Source organism: Streptomyces xylophagus, assembly GCF_000716435.1.
GTDB lineage: Bacteria > Actinomycetota > Actinomycetes > Streptomycetales > Streptomycetaceae > Streptomyces > Streptomyces xylophagus.
This window is the reverse complement of record NZ_JNWO01000003.1, coordinates 500,133-522,579: the sequence shown is the minus strand read 5'-3', so window position 1 is coordinate 522,579 and position 22,447 is coordinate 500,133. Positions and strand designations below refer to the sequence as shown.

At 71.1% G+C, this 22,447-nt stretch carries 19 protein-coding genes; 7 read left to right on the top strand and 12 right to left on the bottom strand.

Features of this window, described 5'->3' with window-relative positions:
* Window positions 1–92: 92 nt before the first annotated feature.
* The 3 genes from OO70_RS09430 to OO70_RS09420 form a co-directional block, all read right to left on the bottom strand.
* Window positions 93–698 (bottom strand): Rv1733c family protein, encoded by a 606-nt coding sequence (locus tag OO70_RS09430; protein WP_043666723.1) that lies wholly within the window; start codon window positions 696–698, stop codon window positions 93–95.
* A 179-nt stretch (window positions 699–877) separates the two neighbouring features.
* Window positions 878–1,711 carry an MOSC domain-containing protein gene (locus OO70_RS09425; protein WP_043666720.1) on the bottom strand — a complete coding sequence of 278 codons (834 nt, stop codon included), beginning with the start codon at window positions 1,709–1,711 and terminating at the stop codon, window positions 878–880.
* A 42-nt stretch (window positions 1,712–1,753) separates the two neighbouring features.
* On the bottom strand, window positions 1,754–2,194 hold the full coding sequence (locus OO70_RS09420) for a DUF6643 family protein (RefSeq protein WP_043666717.1): 441 nt from the start codon (window positions 2,192–2,194) through the stop codon (window positions 1,754–1,756).
* A 301-nt stretch (window positions 2,195–2,495) separates the two neighbouring features.
* Between OO70_RS09420 and OO70_RS09415 the strand changes: the two genes are divergently transcribed.
* Window positions 2,496–3,800, top strand: coding sequence for a TerD family protein (locus OO70_RS09415; protein WP_043666973.1), 1,305 nt, complete (start codon window positions 2,496–2,498; stop codon window positions 3,798–3,800).
* 4 nt (window positions 3,801–3,804) lie between these two features.
* Here OO70_RS09415 and OO70_RS09410 read toward each other — a convergent pair whose 3' ends face one another.
* Window positions 3,805–4,983 (bottom strand): glycosyltransferase, encoded by a 1,179-nt coding sequence (locus OO70_RS09410; protein WP_199827279.1) that lies wholly within the window; start codon window positions 4,981–4,983, stop codon window positions 3,805–3,807.
* A gap of 57 nt (window positions 4,984–5,040) precedes the next feature.
* On the opposite strand from OO70_RS09410, the gene OO70_RS09405 reads away from it, so the two are divergent.
* The gene (locus tag OO70_RS09405; RefSeq protein ID WP_043666712.1) at window positions 5,041–5,826 is read left to right on the top strand and encodes a glutamate racemase; all 786 of its coding nucleotides are present in this window, start codon (window positions 5,041–5,043) and stop codon (window positions 5,824–5,826) included.
* A 106-nt stretch (window positions 5,827–5,932) separates the two neighbouring features.
* Window positions 5,933–6,478 (top strand): hypothetical protein, encoded by a 546-nt coding sequence (locus tag OO70_RS09400; protein ID WP_043666709.1) that lies wholly within the window; start codon window positions 5,933–5,935, stop codon window positions 6,476–6,478.
* 6 nt (window positions 6,479–6,484) lie between these two features.
* Here OO70_RS09400 and OO70_RS09395 read toward each other — a convergent pair whose 3' ends face one another.
* Window positions 6,485–7,552, bottom strand: a complete 1,068-nt coding sequence (locus OO70_RS09395) for an O-antigen ligase family protein (protein ID WP_051740956.1) — start codon at window positions 7,550–7,552, stop codon at window positions 6,485–6,487.
* Between the two features lie 235 nt (window positions 7,553–7,787).
* Here OO70_RS09395 and lnt point away from each other — a divergent pair, with 235 nt between their 5' ends.
* The 4 genes from lnt to OO70_RS09375 all read left to right on the top strand — a co-directional run bounded on the left by lnt (window position 7,788) and on the right by OO70_RS09375 (window position 12,838).
* Entirely contained in the window at window positions 7,788–9,398 is a 1,611-nt protein-coding gene (gene lnt, locus OO70_RS09390) for an apolipoprotein N-acyltransferase (protein WP_043666700.1), read from the top strand.
* A 77-nt stretch (window positions 9,399–9,475) separates the two neighbouring features.
* Window positions 9,476–9,955, top strand: a complete 480-nt coding sequence (locus OO70_RS09385; protein ID WP_043666697.1) for an NUDIX hydrolase — start codon at window positions 9,476–9,478, stop codon at window positions 9,953–9,955.
* Window positions 9,956–10,009: 54 nt separating this feature from the next.
* On the top strand, window positions 10,010–10,810 hold the full coding sequence (locus tag OO70_RS09380) for a 3-hydroxybutyrate dehydrogenase (protein ID WP_043666693.1): 801 nt from the start codon (window positions 10,010–10,012) through the stop codon (window positions 10,808–10,810).
* A gap of 75 nt (window positions 10,811–10,885) precedes the next feature.
* Window positions 10,886–12,838 (top strand): helix-turn-helix domain-containing protein, encoded by a 1,953-nt coding sequence (locus OO70_RS09375; RefSeq protein WP_043666690.1) that lies wholly within the window; start codon window positions 10,886–10,888, stop codon window positions 12,836–12,838.
* A gap of 65 nt (window positions 12,839–12,903) precedes the next feature.
* On the opposite strand, the gene OO70_RS09370 is transcribed toward OO70_RS09375, so the two are convergent.
* From OO70_RS09370 to OO70_RS09340, 7 genes are all read right to left on the bottom strand, one after another.
* Complete coding sequence (locus tag OO70_RS09370; protein WP_043666687.1) at window positions 12,904–14,331, bottom strand: MFS transporter; 1,428 nt, start codon at window positions 14,329–14,331, stop codon at window positions 12,904–12,906.
* A 140-nt stretch (window positions 14,332–14,471) separates the two neighbouring features.
* Window positions 14,472–16,022 carry an MFS transporter gene (locus OO70_RS09365; RefSeq protein WP_043666683.1) on the bottom strand — a complete coding sequence of 517 codons (1,551 nt, stop codon included), beginning with the start codon at window positions 16,020–16,022 and terminating at the stop codon, window positions 14,472–14,474.
* A gap of 57 nt (window positions 16,023–16,079) precedes the next feature.
* Entirely contained in the window at window positions 16,080–17,435 is a 1,356-nt protein-coding gene (locus OO70_RS09360; protein WP_043666680.1) for an alpha/beta fold hydrolase, read from the bottom strand.
* A gap of 213 nt (window positions 17,436–17,648) precedes the next feature.
* Entirely contained in the window at window positions 17,649–18,509 is an 861-nt protein-coding gene (locus OO70_RS09355; RefSeq protein ID WP_043666676.1) for a PaaX family transcriptional regulator, read from the bottom strand.
* A 108-nt stretch (window positions 18,510–18,617) separates the two neighbouring features.
* Complete coding sequence (locus tag OO70_RS09350; protein WP_043666673.1) at window positions 18,618–19,166, bottom strand: hypothetical protein; 549 nt, start codon at window positions 19,164–19,166, stop codon at window positions 18,618–18,620.
* A gap of 341 nt (window positions 19,167–19,507) precedes the next feature.
* Entirely contained in the window at window positions 19,508–21,598 is a 2,091-nt protein-coding gene (ligA, locus tag OO70_RS09345) for an NAD-dependent DNA ligase LigA (RefSeq protein ID WP_043666670.1), read from the bottom strand.
* Window positions 21,599–21,656: 58 nt separating this feature from the next.
* Window positions 21,657–22,304 carry an Lrp/AsnC family transcriptional regulator gene (locus tag OO70_RS09340; protein WP_051740954.1) on the bottom strand — a complete coding sequence of 216 codons (648 nt, stop codon included), beginning with the start codon at window positions 22,302–22,304 and terminating at the stop codon, window positions 21,657–21,659.
* Window positions 22,305–22,447: the final 143 nt, after the last annotated feature.

Here is a 22,447-nt window from a genome sequence, read left to right as displayed (position 1 = left end):
CCCACCTCGTGGTACGCGGGTTGATGCCGAAGCCTTCGCCGGTCCACCGTAGCGTGCGGGCGGGCGGTGGGTTGACCAGAGCGGGAAGGCTGTCAGCTGCCGGTGCCGGTCCGGCCCCAGTCCGGGCCCGCCCGCTCCCACGCCCGGTCCCAACGGGCGTACCTGCGACGGACCATGCGCCACAGGACCAACCGCCGGCCGCTGTCGACGAGCCCGGCGGTCAGCAGTGCCGCACCGAGCCCGGCGAGCACGGCGTGCGTCGTCGCCGTGGCCGAGTCCAGTGGGCGGGCCACTATGCGGCCGTGCTGGTCCGTCCAGAGCTTGAAGTGGTCGCCCGCGTGCGGGGTGTTGAGGCTCGCCAGCACCGTGCCGTGCTGCGCGGTGCCGTCCGGGGCGGTCCAGTCGGCGAGGACCCGGCTGCGGACGTCCCGCGCGGTGGACGAGTCGGGGTCGGGGTCGAACTCGGCCCCCTTCAGCTTCTTGACCACCGTCGCCGTCACGACGTGCCGGTCCGCGCGCTGCTCACGCACCGACCGCTGCAGGGTGTCCTGCGCGACGGCGCCGACGAGCGCGCCGATCACGGGTGCGGCGACCAGGACCAGCAGCAGGACCACGAGGGCCAGCCATGCCTCGACCAGATCGGTCGCGCGACGCAGCGGATTGCGCCGCCAGCGCCACAGACCCCTGATTGCTCCCACCGTCCCGCACCCCCTTCCCGCTCCGTGATAACCCCAGGCGCAGCCATTCACGCGAGAGCCCTGTCAAAGAGAGAGGGAAATCACCTCTCACCGGGCCTCTCATGAACTTCTCACGGGATCTCAACGACCGGGCCCACGGGGAGGGTTCCCGACCCGCACCCCCATCGGGGGAACTCCTTCTACGCGTTCTGCTCGAGTATCCGGACCGGATCACCGACGCGGATCGTGCCGGTGGACAGGGGCACCAGGTTCTGCCCGAAGATGAGTTTGCCGCCGATACGCCGGTGCCGGGCCAGGGTCCGCAGGGGCTCCTTGCCGCGCTCGGCGGTGCCCTGGTCGGTGGTGGTCACGACGCAGCGCCCGCACATCTTCGCGACGCGGAATTCGACCTCGCCGATCGCGACCCGCGACCAGCCGTCCTCGGCCCAGGCGGCGGTGCCCGCCACGACCGCATTGGGCCGGAACCGGTTCATGGGCAACGGCCCCTCGGCCGGGTGATCCCCCTGCGCGATCAGGGAGTTGAGGGCGTCGAGAGACGCCTCGGAGGTCAGCAGCAGCGGATAGCCGTCGGCGAAACCGACCGTCTCACCGGGAAGCGCGAAGTCCGGGTCGACGGGCCGACGTGTGGCGGGATCGTCCATGTGGACAAGACGTACGCCGAGGCCCAGATAGTCGCTGCACCAGGTGTGCGCGGCGTCCCGCGCGGGCACCGCGTCCACCTTGGTGCCGAAGATCTCCATCACCGCGGTGGCGACCGGCTCCGGAACGGGCACGGTCAGCGGATCACGTCCGGGCGCGGACAGACGAACACCGCCGCCGGGCAGAAGCTCGGCGGCGGCCAGTGCGAGACGCGGGTGCTCGCGTTGCGTGACGACCTTTCCCCCGTCGTCGATCAGCGCCCAGCGTCGGTCACCGGCCAGCCCCCAAGGCTCCACGAGAGCCTCCCGGGGTGAGAAACCCCGGAGCGCCTTGACCGGATGAACGTGGATCGACCGCAGCTCCGCATTCCCCATCGCTCCATCGTGCCAGTCGGCACCGACAACGCAGGGTGAGGATCAGTAACCGCGGTACTGCTGGTTGTTGTTGTACGGGTCCTGCTGGTACGGCGCGGGGGCCGGGCGGGGAGCCGCCGGACGCATCGCCTCGTAGCCGGCCGGAGCCGCCATCGGGCGCGGCTGCTGTTGCTGCTGCTGGCCCGGGTAGCCGCGCGGCGGCGCCTGCTGCGGGATGTAGGCGGCGGGCGCCTGCTGCAGGGGGGCGGGCTGCTGCGCCTGCGGATAGCCGCCGTAGGAAGCCTGCGACGGACCCGCCGGGAGGGCGGGCAGTGCGGACGGCAGCGCCGGCAGGTTGCTCCCCGGCATGTCGTAGGCGGCGGGGACCCGGATCGGCGCGATCTGCGGGGTCCCCCGCTCGGCCACGAGGGAGTCGTAGATCGGAGTGTCCGGGAAGGAGGCGGAGTAGTAGCCGCCGCCATAAGTGGAGCGGGGGGAGGTCATGGCACATAAGTTAAGCCCACGATGTGGTGGTTGGGGAGACCGATTAGAGGGTTGTTTTCCGTGTCGGCAGCGGCATGGGATCCCCAATGCGAGCGAACTTGGCAAAAAAGGGCATCGATCGGTGTTCGGATCGTGTAAAGGCCGAGTTCCCGGCGGGTTACCAGCGGTTGGCCACCAGTGTTGCCGCGCCCCGCATGGGCGTTCGCGGCCCCGGGGAATAGGTTGTCCGGGTAGACACCCGATGGGCTGCCGGGGCGTGTCCTGGCACGGTGACACGTGAATGGGGGCGGCAGACATGTCGATGCCGAAAGGTTCGAATGTTCCGGTGCCGACGACGGCACTGCGCGTCGAGCTGGGCTGGCGGCCCGGACCCGGCGTCCCCGACGCGGACGCCTCGGCCCTGCTGCTGGTGGACGGAAAGGTCCGTTCCGACGGCGACTTCGTCTTCTACAACCAGCCGGCGCACTCCTCGGGCGCGGTCCGCCACGAGGGCAAGGGCAACGCCGGCGGGTGGGTGACCGACACGCTGCTCGTCGACCTCGCGCGCGTGGAGCCCGCTGTCGAGCGCATCGTCCTCGCCGCCTCCGCGGACGGCGGAACGTTCGGCCGGGTCCCCGATCTGTACATCGAGGTCCGGGACGCCGTACAGAACACCGCAGTGGCCCGCTTCGACAGCACGGGCGCGACGGTCGAGACCGCCTTCGTGCTCGGCGAGTTCTACCGCCGCCAGGGCGCGTGGAAGTTCCGGGCCGTCGGCCAGGGCTACGACAGTGGACTCGAAGGCCTGGCGACCGACTTCGGCATCACGGTGGACGAGCCGCAGCAGACGGCACCGGCCGCCACCATGCCGGCTCCCTCCGGGCCACCCGTGAACCTGCCGCCCCCCTCCGGGCCGTCCGTGAACCTGCCCCCGCCCATGCCCATGGCTCCTCCCGCCGGCCCGCCCTCGCCCCCTCCCGCCGCCCCCGTCCGGCTGACCAAGGTCACGCTCACCAAGGCGGCCCCCTCGGTCTCGTTGACCAAGCAGGGCGGTACCTCGGGCGCCCTGCGCGTGAACCTCAACTGGGAGGTGCGCAAGCAGTTCTCGGGCTGGGGCAGCAAGCGCGGCCGGGCGGTCGCGATGCACGCGGACCTGGACCTCGACCTTTGCGCTCTGTACGAACTCGCCGACGGCCGCAAGGGCGTCGTCCAGGCCCTCGGCAACGCCTACGGCTCCCTGCAGCGGCCCCCGTACATCCACCTCGACGGCGACGACCGCACCGGCGCGTCGGCGAGCGGCGAGAACCTCACCGTCAACCTCGACCACATCAAGGACTTCCGGCGCATCCTCGTCTTCGTGACCATCTACGAAGGTGCCCGTTCCTTCGCCGACCTGCACGCCACGGTCACCCTCCAGCCGCAGCACGGCGCCGCGATCGACTTCTCGCTCGACGAGTGCACGGTCCCCTCCACGGTGTGCGCGCTCGCCCTGATCACCAACACCGGGGGCGACCTCGTCGTCCAGCGCGAGGCCCGCTACCTCGTCCCGGACCGCGGGGTGAGCCCGCAGCGGACCGTCGACCGCGTCTACGGGTGGGGCATGAACTGGACCCCGGGCCGCAAGTGAGCCCTCACCCCTCGTCGCCGACGACGGCGTCAGGACGCGCGTAGGTGCGGCCCTTCCAGGCCGCACCACGTCCCCTGTAGTGCTGCACCGCGGAATCGACGGTCATCAGGAGGTACAGAAACGCGGTGAACGGCAACAGGGGAGCGAGCCACAGCGGCTGCCCGTAGTAGCGGAGTATCGGGATGTAGGTACCCGTCATCAACAGCCACGCGAGACCGCCGAGGACCGCGGTCGACGTACTCCCGGCGGCCAGACCCACGAACAGGGCCACCGGTGGCACGAGATACACCAGCGCAAGGCCGAGGACGGTACCCAGGAGCAGCAGCGAGTTGTGCCGCAGTTGCGCGTACGCGCTGCGCGAGACCATCCGCCACAGGTCGTGCAGCCGCGGATACGGGCGCACGCTGTCCACCCGCTCGGCGAGCCCCAGCCAGATGTGACCGCCGCCGCCCTTGACCGCACGCGCGAGTGCCACGTCGTCGATCACCGCGTGCCGGATGGCGTCCGGGATCCGCGCCCGCTCGGCCGTCTCCGCGCGCAGCAGGACGCAGCCGCCCGCCGCCGCTGCCGTCCGGGCGCCCTTCCGGCCGATCCGGCGGAACGGATACAACTGCGCGAAGAAGTAGACGAACGCCGGCACCACCAGCCGTTCCCACAAGCTCTCTACGCGCAGCCGGGCCATCAGCGAGACGGCGTCGAAGCCGCCGGTGCGGGCCGCCGCCACCAACTCCCGCAGACTGTCCGGGGTATGCGCGATGTCCGCGTCCGTCAGCAGCAGATACTCGGGCCCACGCGCGCGTGCCAGACCGATGCCGTGCCGTACGGCCCACAGCTTGCCCGTCCAGCCCGCCGGCGGTTCGCCGGGGGAGTCCACGGTCAGCGGCAGCCCGCCGTGCTTCCGCGCCAGCTCACGGGCCAGTTCCCCGGTGCCGTCCGAACTGCCGTCGTCGACAAGGAAGATCTCCGCCCGCCCGGGATAGTCCTGGGCGAGGAGCGACGGCAGGCTCTCGGGCAGTACGGCGGCCTCGTCGCGGGCCGGGACGACCACACAGACCGACGGCCAGTCGTCCGGGTCGGCGCGGGGCGGCAGTCTGATGTCCGTGCGCCAGAAGAAGCCCTGGCAGAGCAGCAGCCACAGCCAGGCGGCGAGTGATCCGGCGGCGATCCACACGATGGCGCTCACGGGCGCAGTCTGCCCCAACGGAGCGGATCCACAGAGGCCATCGTCTATCGTGGCCGGGTGAAGATCGCGCTGATGGACTCCGGAATCGGTCTGTTGGCGGCCACCGCAGCTGTACGGCGTGTGCGCCCCGACGCGGATCTCGTGCTCTCCCTGGACCCCGAGGGCATGCCCTATGGTCCGCGGACTCCCGAAGACGTCGCCCAGCGCGCGCTGGCCGTCGCCGAGGCCGCCGCCGCGCATCGGCCCGACGCCCTGATCATCGGGTGCAACACCGCGACCGTGCACGCCCTGACGGTTCTGCGCGACCGCCTGGAACCCGGTATCCCGGTCATCGGCACGGTCCCGGCGATCAAGCCGGCCGCGGCCGGCGGCACGCCCTTCGCGATCTGGGCGACGCCCGCCACCACCGGCAGCCCCTACCAGCGCGGCCTCATCGAGGACTTCGCCGACGGTGTGCCGGTCACCGAGATCCCCTGCTGGGGACTGGCCGAGGCCGTGGAGCGCGGGGACGGGGCGGCCATCGACGCCGCCGTCGCCGCGGCCGCCGAGCTCACGCCCGACGATGTAACGACCGTCGTCCTGGGCTGCACCCATTACGAGTTGGTCGCCGAACGCATCCGTGCGGCCGTGCAGCGCCCCGACCGCCCGCCGCTCGTCCTGCACGGCTCCGCGGACGCGGTGGCCGCCCAGGCACTGCGCCGGATCGGTGAAAAGCCCGCACCCGAGGCGCTGGCGGACGGCAGCCTGACGGTGCTCCTGAACGGGCGGGAAGGCGCGCTGCCCGCAGCCGCGTCGACCTACACCGAAGGTCGGCTGCTGCGGGCCGTAGCCCCCGCCCACTGACCACAGGCGACGACCCGGACGCTGTGCGTCCACCGTGCCGTCGCACAAAACGGTCACCCTCCGCAACGCGGTACCCGCGCAGCGAAACCTGAGTAGTCTCGTAGGCATGAGGGACCACCCCCGCGACGAAACCATCCCGCAGACCGAGATCTGGACCGGACGCGCGACGAACCGGTTCCAGTGGCTGCTGGCGCTCGCCGGTGCCGCCTGCATGGCGCTCGGCATCGAGCTGGCCGTGGACTCCGCCTGGACGTCCGGCATCGCCCCGCTCGCCATGTCCGTCGTCGGGTGCATCGCGGCCGGACTGCTGATGCTGTTCGGCACGCTCGCCTTCGTGCATGTCGCCCTGAAGGTCGACACGGAGACCCTCGAAGTGCGCTGCGGTCACATCGGTGTGCCGCGCCGCCGCATCCCTCTCGCGAGCGTCGCGGGCGCCGAGTTCGCCCCGCACGTCACCCCGCGCCAGTGGGGCGGCTGGGGCTACCGCTGGCGGCCCGAGAAGGGCACCGCCGTCGTCGTACGGCGTGGCGAGGGCATCGTGCTGCAGCTGTGGGACGGGCACACGTTCACGATCACCGTGGACAACGCGGAGGCGGCCGTACGGATCATCACGGACCGGCTGGTGCCGCCCACGCCCGGCGTGGTGCGCTGACGCCCTTCAGGGGGACAGACGGTCGCCACGCGTGCGTGCGTCCGACGCTGTGCGCGAGGAGTCGTCGGCGAGCGGGCGGGCCGTGGCAAGGCCGGCCAGGAAACCGGCGCCGACCGACACCGAGGTGAAGCTCAGCGCGTTGCCGACCGAGGCGATCAACGCGAGCCCGGTCAGCGCGACGCCCGCGGTGAGCGCGATCGGGGTGGAACGCGGAGTGCGCCACAGCGCGTGCAGCACCCAGCCGAAGGCCGCCGCCAGCAGGAGTACGCCGACGACTCCCTGCTCGGCCGCCATCTGAAGCGGCGCGGAGTGCGGTTTCCCGTCCGGCAGCAGGGCCTCGGCCGCCGCGCTGCTCAGCTCCCCGAAGCGCCCCGGACCCACCCCCAGGGCGGAATCCTGATGCGCCATGTGCAGGGCGTCCTGCCACAGCTGGACCCGGTGCGGGGTCAGCCGGCCCTCCAGGGACGTGGTCAGCCCCTCCGGGAGCACGTTTCCGGCGACGGCCCAGGTGGCCCCGGTCACCAGCGCCGTGGCCAGGCCCAGACCCGCGACACCGAGTCCCCGGTGCTCCATCCGGCCGGCGGCGAGCGAGCACAGCAGCACCGCCGTGCACATGGCGAAGCCCGTGATCGATCCCAGCACGGCCGACGTCACCGTGATCCCGGCGGCCAGCAGCCCCGACGCGAGCCGCAGTGCCGGAGTCGAGGCGGCCCAGGTGGCGCAGCACGCGGAGCCGACGGCCAGGGTCAGCAGGGCCGCGGTGGCTCCCGCGTGGCCGAGCGGGACGGTGAACTGGGGGCCCGGCGCGAGACGCGGTTCGGCCAGTGCCAGACCGAGCCCGGCCAGCGCTACGACGCAGGGCGCGGCGACCGGCACCAGCGCCCCGGAGATCCGCCCCGAGGCGTAACCGGCGGAGACCGCGAGGACCGCGAGCAGCACACCCTCGGGCCGGCCGTCGTGCATGGCGGCGGTGATCAGCGACCACGCGGCGCACGCCCCGAGCACCACGACGCCCGCCGCATCCGAAACGTTTCGTCTTTCACTGTCGGCGTCCGGACCGGTCGCCGACGCCATCCCCGTGGATCCCACCCCGCCGCCCCCCGAACCCGGCCGCCCCCGACCAGTGACGGCCCCCGCCGTCCTGGCCTGGACCGACCGCACGACAGGGGCTCCGGCACACCGTAACGGCTGATGACCGATTTGTGGACGAGTTGCGCAGGAACGATGCTGCTGCGGCCCAGTTCAGTGCCCTGGGCTGCCATCCGGACCGTGCTGTCGGCGCCAAGGTCAACCGCCGTACACTCCCGGAGTGACCGTCACCGCAACTTCCGTGGACGAGTCGGACCAGCTGGAGCCACAGGCCGCGCCCGTTTCGCGCCTCGCCCGGCTCGCCCGCCTGGTTCCGGCCGCCGTAGCAGCGCTCTCCGGAGTGCTGCTCTACGTCAGTTTCCCGCCCCGCACCCTGTGGTGGCTGGCGCTGCCCGCCTTCGCCTGCTTCGCGTGGGTGCTGCGCGGCCGGAGCTGGAAGGCGGGCCTCGGCCTCGGCTACCTCTTCGGCCTCGGATTCCTGCTGCCGCTGCTGGTGTGGACCGGCGTCGAGGTCGGCCCGGGGCCCTGGATCGCCCTGGTGGTGGCCGAGGCGGTCTTCGTCGCACTGGTCGGCGCGGGCATCACCGCGGTGTCGAAGCTGCCCGCCTGGCCGGTCTGGGCGGCGGCGCTGTGGATCGCCGGTGAGGCGGTACGCGCGCGTGTCCCCTTCCACGGCTTCCCCTGGGGCAAGATCGCGTTCGGTCAGGCGGACGGTGTCTTCCTGCCGCTCGCCGCGGTGGGCGGCACCCCGGTCCTCGGTTTCGGGGTCGTCCTGTGCGGCTTCGGCCTGTACGAGATCGTGCGCCTGGTCCTGGAGGGCCGGCGCACCCGCGTCGTGCAGCGGTCCGCCGCGACGGTGGCCCTGTTGAGCGTGGCCGTGCCGGTGGTGGGCGCGGTCGCCGCGCGGTCCCTGGTGAGCGACAAGGCCGAGGACGGCACCACGACGGTCGCGGTCATCCAGGGCAACGTCCCGCGCGCGGGGCTGGAGTTCAACGCCCAACGGCGTGCCGTGCTCGACTACCACGTCAAGGAGACGCTGCGGCTGGCCGCGAAGGTCAAGGCGGGCAAGGTCGCGAAGCCCGATGTGGTCCTGTGGCCGGAGAACTCCTCCGACGTCGATCCGTTCGCCGACGCCCAGGCGTACACCGACATCGACGCGGCGGCCAAGGCGATCGGCGCGCCCATCTCGGTCGGTGGCGTCGTCGAACGGGACGGCAAGCTCTACAACGAGCAGATCCTCTGGGACCCGGTGAAGGGCCCCACCGACACCTACGACAAGCGGCAGATCCAGCCGTTCGGCGAGTACCTCCCGATGCGTTCGCTGCTCGGGGCGATCAACAAGAACTGGACCAGCATGGTCCGCCAGGACTTCAGCCGGGGCACCAAGCCGGGCGTGTTCACCATGAACGGCGCCAAGATCGGCCTGGTCACCTGCTACGAGGCCGCCTTCGACTGGGCCGTGCGCTCCGAGGTCACCGACGGCGCCCAGTTGATCTCCGTGCCGAGCAACAACGCCACGTTCGACCGCAGCGAGATGACCTACCAGCAGCTCGCCATGTCCCGGGTGCGCGCCGTCGAGCACAGCCGGACCGTTACCGTGCCGGTGACCAGTGGCGTCAGCGCGATCATCATGCCCGACGGGAAGATCACGCAGAAGACCGGCATGTTCGTCGCCGACTCCCTGGTCCAGAAGGTGCCGCTGCGCTCCTCGGAGACACCGGCCACGAAGCTCGGCATCCTGCCCGAGATCGCCCTGGTGCTCGTCGCCGCGGGCGGCCTCGGCTGGGCGATCGGCGCGGGTGTGCGCAGGCGGCGCGCGGGCGACGTGTAACCGTACGCCTGTTGTACGCCCGCCGCGGGGACGGTAGTTCGTGGAGCGGCCATGGATCGTCCCGTTAGGGTCGGTGCATGGCTACTCCTGACTTCATTCGTACGATCCGGGAATCCGCCGGGCACCAGCTGCTGTGGCTTCCGGGGGTGAGTGCCGTTGTCTTCGACGACGCGGGTCGCGTCCTGCTGGGCAAGCGGTCGGACAACCACGAGTGGGCTCTGCCCTCCGGCATTCCCGAGCCCGGTGAACAGCCCGCCGTCTGCGCGGTGCGCGAGGTGTTCGAGGAGACGGCCGTCGAGTGCGTGGCCGAACGGATTGTCATGGTCAAGGCCGGGGGGCCGATCAGCTATCCCAACGGCGACGCCTGCCAGTTCATGGACATCACGCTGCAGTGCCGGGCGGTGGGCGGAGAAGCAGCCGTGAACGACGACGAGTCGTTGGAGGTCGGCTGGTTCGAGTTGGATGCGCTGCCCGAGCTCAGTGATCACCAACTGTTCCGGATCAAGCAGACCCTGGCGGACGCACCCACATGGTTTGACACCACGAGTTCCGACTGAAGTATGGGTGCAGCCCATATGTGGTGGGGCGGGGGCGCTGTCTAGGGTCGACCTATGACCGTGCCCAACGCCCTCCCGGGCTCCCACCCCGGCCTCCTCGATCTCGGCGGCCGTACCGCCCTCGTCACCGGTGCCGCCGGCGGTATCGGCCGCGCCTGCACGCTGCGGCTGGCCGCCGCCGGGGCCAAGGTCAGAGCGGTCGACCTGGACGCTCCAGGACTGGCGACGCTCGCCGAGCAGGCGCAGGACCTCGTGGGAACCGTCGAGCCGTATGTCCTCGACCTCACCGACCTCGACGCCGCAGAGCACGCCGCCGCCGGCACGGACGTCCTGGTGAACAACGCGGGGCTGCAACTGGTGCGCCCCATCGAGGAGTTCCCGCCCGACGTCTTCCACACGGTGCTCACCGTGATGCTGGAGGCACCCTTCCGGCTCATCCGCGGCGCCCTGCCCCATATGTACGGGCAGGGCTGGGGCCGGATCGTCAATGTGTCCTCCGTCCATGGGCTGCGCGCCTCCGCCTTCAAGTCCGCGTATGTGGCCGCCAAACATGGTCTGGAGGGACTCTCCAAGACCGCCGCCCTCGAAGGCGCACCCCATGGCGTCACCTCGAACTGTGTGAACCCCGCCTATGTGCGCACCCCCCTCGTCGAACGGCAGCTCACCGACCAGGCACACGCGCACGGCATTCCCGAGGAGCGGGTGCTGACCGAGGTGCTGCTGCAGGACAGCGCGGTCAAACGGCTCATCGAACCGGAGGAGGTCGCCGAGGCCGTGGCCTATCTGTGCGGCCCGCAGGCGTCCTTCGTGACCGGCACCTCGCTGGTCATGGACGGCGGGTGGACCGCGCACTGAACCGCTGTCGCGCAGGGAATTCTGAGTTATCCACAGGCCTGACCGGCCGGCCCGGCGATGGGGAATCCTGTGAGCATGTCCAGCGATCACACGCAGTCCGCCGAGCGTTCCACCACCGACTCCGGTGCCGGAGCGCGACCGAGCAGTGCCGAGGCGCCGTTCCTGGAGCTGCTGGCCCGGGGCGCCTCCGTCGACGCCTATGAGCAGCCGGTGCTGCTCGCCCGCGCCGACGGGAGACCGGCCGCGCTGATCGCCGGACTTGAACACGCCAAGTCCCTCGCGCTGCGCGTGCGTTCGGAGCTGGAGGGACGCCGACGGCGTGAGGCCGAGCTCTCCGCGCTCTTCGAGACGGCCCACGACCTCGCCGGCCTGCGCGACCTGGACGCCGTACTGCAGGCGATCGTCCAGCGCGCCCGGTCGCTGCTCGGCACCGACATCGCCTACCTCAGCCTCAACGACCCGGCCAGGGGCGACACCTATATGCGGGTCACCGAGGGCTCGGTCGCGGCCCGCTTCCAGCAGTTGCGCCTGGGCATGGGGGAGGGGCTCGGCGGACTCGTGGCCCAGACGGCACGGCCGTACGTCACCGACGACTACTTCAAGGACGACCGCTTCCAGCACACCCTCACCATCGACTCCGGGGTACGGGACGAGGGGCTCGTGGCGATCCTCGGGGTGCCACTGATGCTCGGGCACCGGGTGATCGGGGTGCTGTTCGCGGCGGACCGGCGGGCGCGGGTCTTCGAGCGGGAGCAGATCGCGCTGCTCGGCTCCTTCGCCGCGCTCGCCGCGGCCGCCATCGACACCGCGAACCTGCTCACCGAGACCCGCGCGGCACTCGCCGGTCTGGAGCGCGCCAACGAGATCATCCAGGACCGCAGCGGAGTCATCGAGCGCGCCTCCGACGTCCACGACCGGCTCGCCGAACTCGTGCTGCGCGGCGGCGGGGTCCACGACGTGGCCGCTGCCGTCTCCCAAGTCCTCGACGGGGTGGTCGAGTTCACCGAGACCGACGCCACACCCACGAAGGCGCTGGAAGCGTCCCGTACGGAGGGGCACGCGGTGCGGCACCGGGACGACTGGATCGCCGCCGTGGCCGCCGGAGGCGAACTCCTCGGCGCGCTCGTGCTGCGCGGACACCCCGGCCTCGACCCGGTCGACCAACGCACCCTGGAACGCGCCGCCATGGTCACCTCCCTGCTCCTGCTCGCCCGCAGATCGGCCGCCGAGGCCGAACAGCGCGTTCGCGGCGAGCTGTTGGACGATCTGCTCGACGCCCGCGACCGCGACCCACGCCTGCTGCGGGAGCGCGCGTCCCGGCTGCACGCCGACCTGGACGCCACCCACGTCGTGCTCGCCGCCCGGCTCGACGGCACGGCAGCCGACGCCGACCAGGAGAGCGCCGCGCGCAGACGACTGTGGTCCGCCGCCTCGCATCTCGCCGGCACCCGGCAGGGCCTCGCCGCCGCCCGCGACGGCGGAACCGTCCTGCTGCTGCCCCTCGGCCCCGGCGACACCGCCACGGGCCTGGCCCGACGCACCGCCGCCCACCTGGGAGCGGCTGTACACGAGGCGGTCACCGTCGGTGCTTCCGCCCCCGTCGAGAAACTCGCCGACCAGCCGGACGCCGTCGCCGCCGCCTACGAGGAGGGGCGTCGCTGCCTCGACGCCCTGCGTCTGCTGGGCCGTTCGGGAGACGGCGCCGCCGCCGAGGACTTCGGCTTCCTCGGACTGCTCCTCGCCGGAGACCGCGACATCGGCGGCTTCGTGGAGCGGACCATCGGCCAGGTCGTGCGCTACGACGAGCGGCGCGGCACCGATCTGCTGGGCACCCTCGACGCCTACTTCGCCTGCGGCATGAGTCCCGCCCGGACCAAGGACGACCTGCACGTCCACGTCAACACCGTGGCCCAGCGGCTGGAACGCGTGGGCCGGCTCCTAGGCGAGGACTGGCAGGACCCGGGCCGTGCCCTGGAGATCCAACTCGCCCTGAGACTACGACGGTTGGCGGCTCCGGTGCGACGGTGACCCTCGTACGCGCGAGGCGTACGAGGGTCGGCGCGGCGCGGCGCGCGATCCGTGGTGCGCGGTGATCAGGTGGTGCGTGCGTCCGCCGCGCCCTTCACGGGAGTGGGAGCGGGAGCGGTAGTGGCCGCAGGCTCGTCGGCAGTGGCGGCCTCGACCTCGGCCAGGTCGCGGTGCCGGGTCTCCTTGGCCGTGCCCACCGCGATCAGGGTTAGGACGACGGCCGCGATCACGTACAGGGCGATCGGGGTCGAGCTGTCGTAGTCGGCCAGCAGGGCGGTGGCGATCAACGGGGCCGGGGCGCCCGCCGCGACCGAGGCGAACTGGGCGCCGATCGAGGCGCCGGAGTAGCGCATCCGGGTCGCGAACATCTCGGAGAAGAAGGCTGCTTGGGGTGCGTACATCGCGCCGTGCAGCACCAGGCCGACGGTCACGGCGAGGACCAGGTTGCCGAAGTCCCCGGTGTCGATCAGGGAGAAGAACGGGAATATCCACAGCCCGACACCTGCCGCGCCCAGCAGATAGACGGGGCGGCGGCCGATCCGGTCCGACAACGCGCCCCAGGCCGGGATGACGGCGAAGTGCACGGCGGAGGCGATCAGTACGGAGTTCAGCGCCGTCTGCCGGGAGACACCGGCCGAGGTGGTGGCGTAGACGAGGATGAACGCGGTGATCACGTAATAGCTGATGTTCTCCGCCATGCGGGCGCCCATCGCGACCAGGATGTCGCGCCAGTGGTGGCGCAGTACGGAGACGAGCGGGAGTTGCTCGGTGTCGGAGCTTGAGGCCGTTGCGCGAGCGGCCGCTTTGCGGGCCTCCGCCTGTGCCAACGCCTCCTGGAATATAGGGGATTCATCGACAGACAGACGAATCCACAAACCGACGGCGACCAGGACACCGGAGAGCAGGAACGGGATACGCCAGCCCCAGCTGCCGAACGCCTCGTCCGACAGGACGGCTGTGAGCAGGGACAGCACGCCCGTCGCGAGCAACTGGCCCGCGGGCGCGCCGGTTTGCGGCCACGACGCCCAGAACCCGCGCCGCCGCGCGTCCCCGTGCTCCGAGACCAGCAGTACGGCCCCGCCCCACTCACCGCCCAGCGCGAAACCCTGCACGAGACGCAGCGCGGTGAGCAGGACCGGTGCCGCCGCTCCCACCGTCGCGTGGGTCGGCAGCAGCCCGATCGCGAAGGTCGCCCCGCCCATCAGTAGCAGGCTCAGCACCAGCAGCTTCTTGCGGCCGATCCGGTCGCCGTAGTGCCCGAAGACCAGGGCGCCGAGCGGGCGGGCCGCGAAGCCCACAGCGTAGGTGAGGAAGGAGAGCAGGGTGCCGACGAGCGGGTCGGAGCCAGGGAAGAACAGCTTGTTGAAGACGAGCGCGGCCGCGGAGCCGTAGAGGAAGAAGTCGTACCACTCGATCGTCGTGCCGATGAGGCTGGCGGCGACTATGCGGGTGAGGTCGGTGCGGGGTGGGGGAGCGGTGGGTGTGGAGGCCATGTGCGCCACTTCCTGGTGTGCGGTGGGGACGGGTACGTGAGCGCACACGCTAGGAAGGGGCACGTCAGCGGCACATGTGGTGGGACACCATAGTTCTGGGGGGCGTAGTGCGTGGAGGCACCATGGGTGGGGCGGACCCGTCAGGAGGGGGAAGCCTTGTGGCTGCGGAGTGTGATCAGGGCCAGCAACGCGGAGAACAGCGCGGCCGAGCCGCAGACGACGAAGCCGATCGAGTAGCCGTGTCCGAGGGCTTCCATGGCGAGTGGGTGCAGGTCGGCCAGTTTCGGCGACGCCTCCGAGGCGCCGTTCACCGCGAGAGGACCGCCCTCTTCCAGTACGGCCGTGCCCGCGCCTTTCAGTGCCTGCGGCAGGGCCGAGTCGTGCAGGGAGGCGGAGAAGCTGCTGGCCGCGCGGCTCAGGGCGACTGCTCCGATGATCGCGGGGCCCAGGGTGAAACCGAAGTCGCGCAGCAGGTTGGTGGTGGCGCTGGCCATGCCGGCCAGGTGTGTCGACACGGTGTTGACCGCCGTCGCCGTGATCGACGAGACGGTGATCGCGAAGCCCAGTCCGACCAGGCCGAGCGGCAGGATGAGTGAGGTGAAGGCCGTGTCGGTGATCGGGAGAGTGGCGGCCCAGTAGTCGCCCGCCGCGATCAACAGCAGCCCCGCGCCCAGCAGTAGCCCCGGTGCGACGGTTCGCAGCAGCCGTTCCGTCAGCGGCAGCATCACCAGCGTGACGCCGTTGAGCAGGACGAAGGCCAGGCCCGTCCGCATCGGGGCCTGGTCCTGCACCGGGCCGAGCCGGATGCTGACGGAGTAGGCGGTGCCCAGGAAGGCGAACATGCCCACCACGGCCACGACCGAGGCGACGGCGAACGCGCGATTACGGAACAGATCCAGGCGCAGGAGCGGGGACTTGGCGTGCTTCTCCGCCAGCACGAAGGCGGCGAGGAACACGGCCGCCAGGACGAAGGCGATGACGATCGAGGGCGAGCCCCAACCGTCCGTAGGCCCCTGGATGATGGCGTAGAGGAGGGAGAACAGGCCGAGGCCGATGGTGAGTTGGCCCGCTATGTCGAGTGAACGACCCTCAGGGGCACTGGAGTTGACGGCGAACAGGGCGCTGACGGCGACGCTGACGACCGCGATGGCGGTGACCACGACGAAGGACCAGCGCCACGAGCCGTAGGTGGCGGTGACGCCACCGAGCAGCGGGGCGATGAATCCGCCGGTGGAGAGCAGGGCCGCCCACATGGCGATGACCCGGGCCCGTTGTGCGGGTGAGGTGGTGCCGGCGGCCAGGATGGCCAGCGAGGTCGGGAAGAGCGCGGCGGCGCCCAGGCCGGCCAGGGCCTGCCCGGTCCAGAGCTGGTGCACGCCGGTGGAGGTGGCGCTGACCAACTCGCCCACCGCCAGCAGCGAAGCGCCGCCGACCAGCAGCCGCTTGCGGCCGAAGAGGTCGCCCAACAGGCCGAAGGTCAGCTCCAGTACGGCGACCGGGAGCAGGAACGCGTCGGATATCCAGGTGAGTTGGGAGCCGACCGGATTCAGGTCGGACTGGAACAGCCCGTTGAGCGTGGCCGGTATGGCCAGGCCGATCTGGGCGAGGCAGACGGCGAGGAGACCGGCGACCAGGGTGCCGGTGCTCAGGCCGGGGCCGGTGGCGGTTCTGGCGGAGGATTCGGTCGTCATTGACACGGAGGGCTCCTGAGGCGCGCAGGATCGGGACGGGGAGAGGGCGGTTCGGGGTCAGCGGGCACCGGTCAGACGGCTCGGCCGGTAGTCGGTGAAGGCGGCGCCGTCGAGGCCCAACTCGTCGGCACCGCGCTGGAGTTCGGCGGCGGTGGTGGAGTCGCCCCAGTGCCCGGTGTCCAGCCGGTGTTCCACGGCGTGCAGACCGGCGACCACTTCGGCGGTGGTGAAGTTGCAGTGGCTCTGGCGCGCCACGTAGGCCTGGCGCAGCAGCGCGGAGTCACCGGCCCGGCGTACCCGCCCGGCGAAGGCCGACTCCTGTTCCACGGGCACCAGTTGGTCGGCGGTGGTGTGGATGTCCAGCAGCGGAACGGCCAGCCCCTGTCCGGCGGTCGAGGTCCGCCGCAGCTGAGCCACGGCCGTGGGGTCGGCTGTGATGTCCGCACCGCGGGTGAGCTGGTTCAGGTCGGTGCGCAGGTCGAGCCCGGCGTCGCGGTACAGCGACTCGACCTGCTTGGCGTGGGCCGATTCGCGCAGCAGGCCGGCGTAGTCGACGCCCTTGTTCCAGGACGTGTTGCCGCCGGCGGACTGCTCCACCGACCAGCGTGCCGGGACGATGAACTGGAGCAGGCCCTGCGCCAGCCATGCGTACTGTTGCTGCTCCTGACCCGCGAAGTCGTCGTCGGCGGGCGGCTGCTGGCCGGGAGCCCAGTCGGCGAGGTTGAGGTAGGCGGCGGCCAGAGCGATCCGGGCGCGTCCCGCCGGGGTCTGCTGTGCCGCTTCCACCGCCGTCGTGAGCCGGGCGGCGAGAGCGGCGCCGTCGGCCTGGTCGTCCAGGTTCACCAGGGCGTCGGCGTCGGCCGGGTCGAAGAACGTGGCCAGGGTGTACTCGGCGTCCAGCTGGTAGTTGTCCAGATCGACACCCCCCGCGACCAGGCCGCACAGGCCGAGCGCACCGTCGACGCGTCCCACGCCGTCCCGGGCGATCCGGGCGTTGACGAGGCCGCCCATCGACTGGCCCACCGAGATGACCCGGGTCGGCGCGCCGACCTGTCCGCGAAAGGCGGTGAGCGCGGCGAACTGGTCCCGCTCGGCCGAATCGAGCGCCCACATCGAGCCGTTCGGGTCGTAGGAGGAGCCGGCGAGGGCATAACCGGCGTCCAGGAGAGCCTGGCGCACCGCGGGCGACGGGGCGTCGGCAGCGGTCGTAGGTCCGAAGCCGTGGCTGAACAGCAACAGGGTGCCGTTCCACTGCGCGGGTGCCTCCGCGATCCAGGTCGCGCCGTCGGCGAGAGTGCCGGAGTACTGGGCGACGGTGGTGGCCGCGTGGGCGCCGGTCGCAGGACCGATCAGAGCGGTCGCGAGGGCGGTTGCGCAGGCTGCGGCGAGGGTCGAGAAACGGGGTCGGGGCATGGCGGCGGCTCCGCGGGTCGTGTGGGGACCGAGTGGGGGGAGCGAGCTGGAAGAGCGGCGAGGGGGAGCAATGAGCTGGAAGAGCGCTGCGAATGTAGGGCTCTTTTTTCACTGCCGTCAATAGATTGACCAATAATGAGGCAGGCGGATCCGCCGGTGGATGCGCGGGGTCCGAGGTGTGAGGGGTTCGAGGTGTGAGCGGTGTCCGGGGGGTCAGTCCAGCGTCACGGTGTCCAACAGGCGGGCAGCCGCGCGCGCCGCCGGACGCTCCCAGCGGCTGGCCAGGCCGCGGAAGACGGTCTCCGCCTGCGCGGCGGGCCAGTCCCCCGGAAGGTGCTCGGCGGGCAGATGCGGGTCGCGTCGCACCAGGTCCAACCAGTCGGTGTGCACCAGGAGTTGACCCGCGAGTTCGTCGCCGGAGGCTGCCGCGGGCAGCGGGTCGGTGCGGTCCCAGCGCTCCAGGAACGCCCGGTAGCGCGCGCCGATGGCCGGCACGTCGAACGCCTGCTCAAGCACCTCGCGGACGTCGGTCGGCGACTCGACCTCCGCCCGGAACACCCGCAGATACGGCTCCAGGCCGAGACCGGCCACCATCTCGCGGACGTCGACGCGCGCCGGGGCCACCCACAGGCCGTTCTGCAGCGGGCCGAAGCCCGCCCAGATCAGGCGGGAGCGCAGATCGTGCCGCTCGCGGCTCCATGCCTCGGGCAGCGAGAAGCCCACCATCGTCCAGCGGCCGTCCCAGTCGCGGTTCACCGCGCCGGTGCGCCAGATGCGGTCCTTGCCGTCCGTCAGTACCTGGACGGCGTGCGGTGTCAGCCCGAAGTACGTCTTCCGGCCCTGGCGCCGCCGCTCGAGCAGATCGCGTTTGACCATGCGGTTCAGGGTGGTCCGCACCGCCTCCTCGGTACTGCCCGACCTACCGAGAGCGGCGATCACACTGCCCGACGACACGGCGATGGGCCGCCCCAGCACATGAGCGCCGAAGAAGGTCAGCATCAGGGACTGGGTGCGCGGCTCGGGACCGCTCTCGGCGGCGGGTCGGGCGGCGACATCGACACTGGTCACCGGCACAGCGTAGGCCCGGGGCGGGCGTACGGTGCCACTGTGCCGTGAACTGTGTCATGTCTGTAACGGCGGTTGGTCACCTGCCGAATGATCGATCCATCGGCCCCGAGGCGCTCAGAAGGCGAATGCTTCGGTGAGGCGCAGTTTGTAGCCGTCCTCTTCCATCAGCACGACCGTGACGCCGAACGGGGAGGGATGGTCCAGTTCGAGGGGAGTGAAGGCATAGTCGACCGCGGCCTGCACAGGCGGCATCAGCTTGCCGTCGGGCTGGGGAGCCGGGACCGGCAGCCAATGAGGTTCGGCCGATACCGAGTCCTCGGTGTACGGGAACTGGTGGAGTGTGTGGCCGTCCTTCGAGGCGTGCACCATGTTGAGGCAGGGCGACGGCCCGTCGGAGGGCAGTTCGCAGGTGGTGGCGACGTCCTGGGTCTCCCAGGCGAGCACGATCTCGTCGGCGTTCGCCGCCGCGGCGATGTTCGACAGCGACGCGATCGCCGTGAGGGCGTCCTCGGCGGACTCGACCGGGCGCAGCCAGATCAGGCCGACCAACTCGCCGCGCACCAGCGGCATGATGACCGGGCGGGGCACGGCACCTTCGCTGAGACCCGCGACGTACGCGCTCTTCATCGACTCCGTCAGCGCGTCGAACGTACGCGTGTCCATGAACTCCCCATCCGCAGCGGCTGTGTGGCGTCCATTCTGCCCCTGTCGCGGAGTGCGGGAGGACGCCCCTGGGAGTGAAAGAGCCCCGGCTGGACGGGGGAGACCAGCCGGGACCGTACGTGGTGGCGTGCGGAGGGCGGTCGCCTCTCGGCGAGGGGCTCCATGGGGCTTCAGCCGGACGATCGTCCCCATGGGCTATAGGTGAGGCCCGGGGACACTGTCCCCTCCGCAGCCACATATGGATGAACGGGCCACCCGCCTCAGTTGTTCCCGCTCATGTCCTGCCGGCCACTGTGAGCTGCGGAACACCCTCCCCTCCGGAACACCTCATACGCGAAGCTTCAGTCGAGGTACTCCGCGATCAGTGTCGCGAACTCGTCCGGGGTGGCGAGACGGATGCCGAGCGTCTCGGCCTTGGCTCGCTTCGATCCCGCGTTCTCGCCGGCCACCACCAGGGTGGTCTTCTTGGAGACGCTGGAGGAGGAACGGCCACCGGCGCGCTCGACGAGTTCGTTCATCTGATTCCGGCTGAGCTTTTCCAGCGGGCCGGTCATCGCGCCGGTGACGACCACGGTCATCCCGGCCAGCGGCCCGTCGGCCGTATCTGCCGCATCCGTAGGGGCAGTTGCGGCATCGTCGGTCGTGGGCGCGGGCGGGGTCGCGCCGGGTTCGGTCATGTTGACCCCGGCTGCGGCGAGCTTGTCGATCAGCGGGGCCAGGTCCACGAGTTCGGCGACGATCGAGGGGGCCTTCTCGGTGCCGATCCCCTCGACCCGCTGCATGGCTTCCGCGTCGGCGGCCCGGATGGTGTCCATGGTGGCGAAGTAGCGGGCGATACGGCGGGACATGGAGCGGCCGGTGCCGCGCACTCCGAGCGCGCACAGCACCCGTGACAGAGGTTGGCCCTTGGCCGCGTCGATCGCCGCGAGGAGGTTGTCGGTGCTGGTCTCGCCCATCCGCTCCAGGCCCAGGAGTTGGTCGCGGGTGAGGGCGAACAGGTCGGCGAGATCGGCGACCAGGCCGGCGTCGACGAGCTGGACGACACGGGTGTGACCCAGGCCCTCGATGTCGAGCTGGTCGCGGCCGGTGGCGTACGACAGGGCGGCGACGAGGTGGCAGTTGCGGCCCTGTTCGCAGCGCCACCGCAGTTCGCTGGTGTCGATGGCGGAGCCGCAGCGCGGGCACACCTCGGGAAACACGATGGGCTGTTCGTCGCCGGTACGCAGATGCGCGACCGGCGCTTCGACGCGGGGGATGACGTCGCCGGCCCGGTGGACCATGACGTGGTCGCCCAGGCGCAGGTCGCGGCGGGTGATGTCGCCCGGGTTGTGGAGGGTGGCGTAGGTGATGGTGGCCCCGTCGATCTCGACCGGTTCCAGGACGGCGCGTGGGGCGATGATCCCGGTGCGGCCCACGTTCCACTCCACCTCCAGCAGCCGGGTGATCTTCTCCACGGCGGGCAGCTTGTACGCGATCGCCCAGCGCGGCGCCCGTGACCCCGACCCGGCGGCCCGCTGGTCGGCGGCCAGGTCGGCCTTGATGACGATCCCGTCGATCCCGAACGGCAATGCGGCTCGCAGCGCGGCGATCTCCTGTACCCGGGCCAGCACCTCCTCGACCGTGTCGGCGGTGATGCCGGGCACGGGAGTGGTGGCGGTGGTGTTGATCCCGTAGGTGGCGGCCTGGGTCATGAGGTCGCTGTGCGCGAGCTCGACCAGCCGTGCCGCGAGCCCGGCCTCCGTGTCGGGGAGGGGCAGCAGGCCGTAGCCGAAGAACGTCATCGGCACCGTATAGGCACGCTCCTTGGCGCGCAGGGTGCCCGCCGCGGCGCCGCGCGGGTTGGCGAACGGCTGCCCGCCGTGCGCGGTACGTACCTCGTTGCCGTGCTCGAACTGGGCGGTGGTCATGAGGACTTCGCCGCGCACCTCGACGGAGACCGGCTCGGCCAACTCCTGCGGCAGGCCCTCGATGGTGCCGATCGCGTGGGTGACGTCCTCGCCTGCCGTGCCGTCGCCGCGGGTGATGAGCCGGGTGAGCCGGCCGCGGTCGTAACGGGCCGCGATCGCCAGACCGTCCAGCTTCGGCTCCACACTGAACCGCGTGACCTCGTGGTCGATTCTTCGGGCCAGCGAGGCGGTCCAGGCGGTGAACTCCTCCGCGGAGAACACGTTGTCCAGGCTCAGCATCGCCACCGTGTGCGGGACATCGCCCTCGACCGCGCCGCCGGCGATCTTCCCGGTCGGGGAGTCGGGCAGTACCTGGTCGGGATTCTCGGCCTCCCATGCGGCGATGCCGCGCACCAGCCGGTCGTAGGAGTCGTCGTCCAGCGCGGAGGTGCCGGCGGCGTAGTAGGCGGCCGACGCCTTCACCGCGTCCTCGACCGCTTGCGCGTAGGCGGCGGCGTCCACGATCACAGCTGCAGGAGTTGTCATGACTCTCATCCTGCCTGCCACCACTGACAATGCCCCGGGCGCGAGGGCGAGGTGCCCGTCAGTCCTCCGGCTCGGACGTGCGCTGCAGGTCCGCCCGTCCCTCCGCCGCCCGGATGAAGCGGGTCATGCCGAACTGGCTTGTTCCAGGGGCGTCCTGAGGGGTACCGGCCGCGGATTCGGAGGAGCGGGGCGCGGTCGGCAGGACGTACGGGCGGCGGAGCACCTCGTCGAGGATGATGACCGTCTCCGTCGCGCGGACCGCGGGAATCGTGGAGAGCCGGTCGGTGACCAGGCGGTGCACGGCGGTGACGTCGGCCACCCGGATCTGGATCATGGCGTCGTGCTCGCCGGTGGTGACGGCGCAGTACTCCACCTCCGGCATCTGGGCGAGCGCGGAGCGGAACTGTTTCCACAGCTCCTGGCGGACCGTGACGAAGATCAGGGCGCAGATCTCGAGGCCGACCCGGTTGTGGTCGACCCGGGCGCTGAAGCCGTTGATCACGCCGTCGGCGCGGAGTGCTTCGAGGCGGGTATAGGCATTGGCGCGAGAGACGCCGACACGTTCCGCGAGAGCCGCGACGGAGATACGGCCCTGGGTGCGGAGGACATCGAGGATCTTGAAATGCACCGAATCCAGGCCAAGACCGATGCCGATCCGTCCAGAGCGGCGTTCGCCCGAGGGCTCCGGAGTCGACAGATCGTCCATGTTCGCGCCTCTCCGTTGATATTCGTCTCGCGGTGATCACCGCGGCCGAGAGTATTGGTTAGTTTCAGGCCACCCTAACGGCGAATCGTCCAGGTCCCCTCCCGGTGTCCGCCCGCTCTCGCCCGGCCTTCTTCCGCTCCGCC

Coding starts and splice junctions, on each gene's coding strand:
- OO70_RS09425 (WP_043666720.1), bottom strand. CDS start 1,711: ATGGGGAATGCGGAGCTGCGGTCGATCCACGTTCATCCGGTCAAGGCG.
- OO70_RS09420 (WP_043666717.1), bottom strand. CDS start 2,194: ATGACCTCCCCCCGCTCCACTTATGGCGGCGGCTACTACTCCGCCTCC.
- OO70_RS09415 (WP_043666973.1), top strand. CDS start 2,496: ATGCCGAAAGGTTCGAATGTTCCGGTGCCGACGACGGCACTGCGCGTC.
- OO70_RS09400 (WP_043666709.1), top strand. CDS start 5,933: ATGAGGGACCACCCCCGCGACGAAACCATCCCGCAGACCGAGATCTGG.
- OO70_RS09395 (WP_051740956.1), bottom strand. CDS start 7,552: ATGGCGTCGGCGACCGGTCCGGACGCCGACAGTGAAAGACGAAACGTT.
- OO70_RS09385 (WP_043666697.1), top strand. CDS start 9,476: ATGGCTACTCCTGACTTCATTCGTACGATCCGGGAATCCGCCGGGCAC.
- OO70_RS09380 (WP_043666693.1), top strand. CDS start 10,010: ATGACCGTGCCCAACGCCCTCCCGGGCTCCCACCCCGGCCTCCTCGAT.
- OO70_RS09375 (WP_043666690.1), top strand. CDS start 10,886: ATGTCCAGCGATCACACGCAGTCCGCCGAGCGTTCCACCACCGACTCC.
- OO70_RS09370 (WP_043666687.1), bottom strand. CDS start 14,331: ATGGCCTCCACACCCACCGCTCCCCCACCCCGCACCGACCTCACCCGC.
- OO70_RS09365 (WP_043666683.1), bottom strand. CDS start 16,022: ATGACGACCGAATCCTCCGCCAGAACCGCCACCGGCCCCGGCCTGAGC.
- OO70_RS09360 (WP_043666680.1), bottom strand. CDS start 17,435: ATGCCCCGACCCCGTTTCTCGACCCTCGCCGCAGCCTGCGCAACCGCC.
- OO70_RS09350 (WP_043666673.1), bottom strand. CDS start 19,166: ATGGACACGCGTACGTTCGACGCGCTGACGGAGTCGATGAAGAGCGCG.
- ligA (WP_043666670.1), bottom strand. CDS start 21,598: ATGACAACTCCTGCAGCTGTGATCGTGGACGCCGCCGCCTACGCGCAA.
- OO70_RS09340 (WP_051740954.1), bottom strand. CDS start 22,304: ATGGACGATCTGTCGACTCCGGAGCCCTCGGGCGAACGCCGCTCTGGA.